Origin of the sequence: Rheinheimera baltica DSM 14885 (assembly GCF_000425345.1) — a bacterium.
GTDB classification, from domain to species: domain Bacteria; phylum Pseudomonadota; class Gammaproteobacteria; order Enterobacterales; family Alteromonadaceae; genus Alishewanella; species Alishewanella baltica.
The window spans coordinates 1-2,035 of sequence record NZ_AUDG01000115.1 but is presented as its reverse complement, the minus strand read 5'-3'; the positions used below and the strand labels follow the sequence as shown (position 1 = coordinate 2,035).

Annotated in this window: 3 protein-coding genes; all 3 read left to right on the top strand. The window is 38.8% G+C overall.

The annotated features are described in order from the left end of the window. Positions 1–70 precede the first annotated feature (70 nt). From H595_RS23080 to H595_RS0119510, 3 genes are read left to right on the top strand one after another with little or no spacing between them, the layout of a single operon-like run. Complete coding sequence (locus H595_RS23080; protein ID WP_037055536.1) at positions 71–502, top strand: carboxymuconolactone decarboxylase family protein; 432 nt, start codon at positions 71–73, stop codon at positions 500–502. Between the two features lie 5 nt (positions 503–507). After that, the gene (locus H595_RS0119515; protein WP_027672644.1) at positions 508–1,326 is read left to right on the top strand and encodes a MaoC/PaaZ C-terminal domain-containing protein; all 819 of its coding nucleotides are present in this window, start codon (positions 508–510) and stop codon (positions 1,324–1,326) included. A 16-nt stretch (positions 1,327–1,342) separates the two neighbouring features. Beyond that, a complete protein-coding gene (locus H595_RS0119510; protein WP_027672643.1) occupies positions 1,343–1,849 on the top strand; it encodes an NUDIX domain-containing protein in 507 nt (168 codons plus the stop codon). Positions 1,850–2,035: the final 186 nt, after the last annotated feature.

Below are 2,035 nucleotides of genomic sequence, written 5' to 3'. Positions count from 1 at the left end.
CTGCGGATCATGTGAAACCCCTGTCTGGTAGTAGATCCAAACAGGGTATGAAAACTTAGCTAAGCTTGGAATGTGTGGTTGGGGTTACGCTTACATAGATATTGGTTTTCTCGGACCATCAGGTCTTCTCGATCTTAAAAGTCTCAGTAAGCAGCTGCGCGAAGTAATTATTCTCAGAACATGTATATCAACACGCAATCATTACGAGTTTAATCTGCATGTACAAACTATTTCTCTGATTATGGGTGTGTCATCAGAACAGATTGAGGATTTAAAGCAAGAAAGAATCAACACTTCGCTTTGGTCGTCAGAATTGTGTGCAGTGGTAAGTCTCGTTGATGAATTAGTTACTTGCCTTGATGTAAGTGATAATACTTTTTACAAGCTTCGTAACTATTTTGATGATGCGCAATTGATTGAAATCGTTCAGTTGGTTGGTATTTACACTGGCGTAGCTATGCTAGTAGCACTCATTCGTCCCAAATTAGATAACTACCGGTGATCTATATGGAAAAGCACAATACCTTACCAGAACTGAACGTGAAAACACTCATTCGACTTCTTTTAAAAGGGGCAAATAACAGCTATTCAAAAGTGAGTGTGAAGAATATTTTTCGGTGTACCCCCCCTTATTTCAATAATATTTCAAGCTATAAAACTCAGATCCAAGCTAACGAAGACAGAATACCTTTGACATTTTATTATACTTTGGCACAGCGTGCGCAGTTAGCATGCATGTTAGATTCAAGCTTTCCTTTTAGAGCTGCTGGTATGGTTCAAGTTGAGAATTCAATAGAGCGTTACTCTGACCTGAATGATAAAGAATGTATAGAAATTGATAACACCTACATAGCGATCGAGGAAAATGGCCGACTTTATGTTGATTTTGAGACACTAATAAACGCAAACAAAGAGCCAAGAATACGCTGTAAGAGTCGCTACTTTATAAAGAGACTTAAAGAAGGTATAAAAAGTACAACAGCACTCCAAAATGTAAACTTGGAAACGTTAGGACAGTGGACGATTGGTGAGGATGCGGGGCGCTTATATGCCAGCGTATCAGGAGACTGGAACCCAATTCACTTATGGGGTTGGTCTGCTAAATTATTTGGTATGAAGCAGCCAATAATTCACGGTATGCAAACAGTCGGAAATGCGGAATCTCTCATCGAGAAACAATACGGATTAGCTCTTAAGCAAATCGATTCTAAGTTTGTTAGGCCAATTGCTTTAGGAGAAGTTGCTGAGCTGCAAGTCGACTCCTTGAGCCTTATATTTCGTGTTTGCGTAAATAAAGAAGTATGTGTCATCGGTAGATATATCTGAGTATATGGGTGATCAAATGCAACATTATTTATTCTGCCCTATGTGTACCTCACCAATTGTGACAAAGTTTTTAGACGGACGCGATTTGGACGTTTGTTCGGGGGATTGTGGCTTTGTGCATTGGAATAACCCTGTCCCAGTTGTAGCTGCCCTAGTCTATTGCAATAGTCAGTTTATCCTTGCCAGAAATAGAGCGTGGCCTGAAGGACTGTTCTCGCTTATTTCGGGCTTTTTAGATGCGGGTGAACTGCCATCTTCAGCTATAGCACGAGAGGTTAAAGAAGAGCTCGGACTCGACGTTTTGAGTTGTGATTTTATTGGTTTTTATCCTTTAAAGAAAATGAACCAGATTATTACAGCATATTATGTGAGAGCGGAGGGAACAATTTTCTTAAATGAAGAGATAGCTGATATCAAAAAGCTCGAGAAAGATTCATTAATTGCATTTGATTTTGGTCCTTTAAAGCTTGGTAAGGTTGTAGTTGATGATGCATTGCTCAAAGGTTTAATCTCGAGAGTGTAAGATTATTTAATTTATATAAAAATTTCAAATAAATTATTTCGGGACAGAAAGCATAAGCGTTGTACGAGGTAGTCTCAACGTCGCTTTTTTTGAGTCTGTAAAAAAAACTGTGTAAGTGGCATTCTATCTAACTCCTTAGAAGGGATAAAGAATGCCAATTACAGACCAATTACTGGATCAGCTGTT